Origin of the sequence: Collinsella sp. AM41-2BH, assembly GCF_003468085.1 — a bacterium.
Taxonomy (GTDB): Bacteria; Actinomycetota; Coriobacteriia; order Coriobacteriales; family Coriobacteriaceae; genus Collinsella.
Genome location: NZ_QSGH01000050.1, coordinates 1 through 665, shown reverse-complemented (window position 1 = coordinate 665; position 665 = coordinate 1). Strand labels below are relative to the sequence as shown.

Below are 665 nucleotides of genomic sequence, written 5' to 3'. Positions count from 1 at the left end.
TCAAGAGCCTTTTCGACGGCTTCTACCACCTCTACCCCAGCCTCGAGCAGCAATGGGCCTACTACGCGCGATATATCGATTTCATGCTGCGCGAGCCGACCTCGCAGCCCTATCTCGACCTACGGTCCCTCATCGGCCATAAGGATTACTTCATCCTGAGCACCAATGTAGACACCCAAGTCGAGAAGACGTTTCCCACCGAGAGGATCTGCAACTATCAGGGAAGCTTCGCGCACCTTCAATGCAAGCAGCCATGCTGCGACGAGCTCTTCGAGGCGAGCCCCTACGTCGAGCGCATGCTCGCGGGCATGGCGGGGTTCGAGATCCGCAGCGAGGATGTCCCCCGATGCCCGCACTGCGGCTGGCAGCTTGTGCCGTGGGTGCGCGACGACACGTTTCTGCAGGGTGCGGCATGGCGCGAGAGCCTCGGACGATACGAGCGCTTCGTGCGCGAGCGCAGCGATCGCCGCGTGCTGTTGCTGGAGCTTGGCGTGGGCGAGATGACCCCCGGCATCATCACGCTCCCGTTCTGGAGCATGACCGCAAAGCTGCCGGATGCGCACCTTTTGAGCGTAAACATCTCGGGCGGCTCGGCTCCGCTGCAGCTTGGAAGCAAGGCAGGGGCGATCCAGGCCGATTTGGGCGCCCTGCTCTCGGCGGCACGG

Annotated in this window: 1 protein-coding gene; it reads left to right on the top strand. The window is 63.0% G+C overall.

Annotated features, from left to right (window positions below; translation table 11 throughout):
- Positions 1-665, top strand: a 665-nt coding sequence (locus DW899_RS10625; RefSeq protein WP_117801091.1) for an NAD-dependent protein deacetylase, SIR2 family, incomplete at both ends; no start/stop codon positions are given.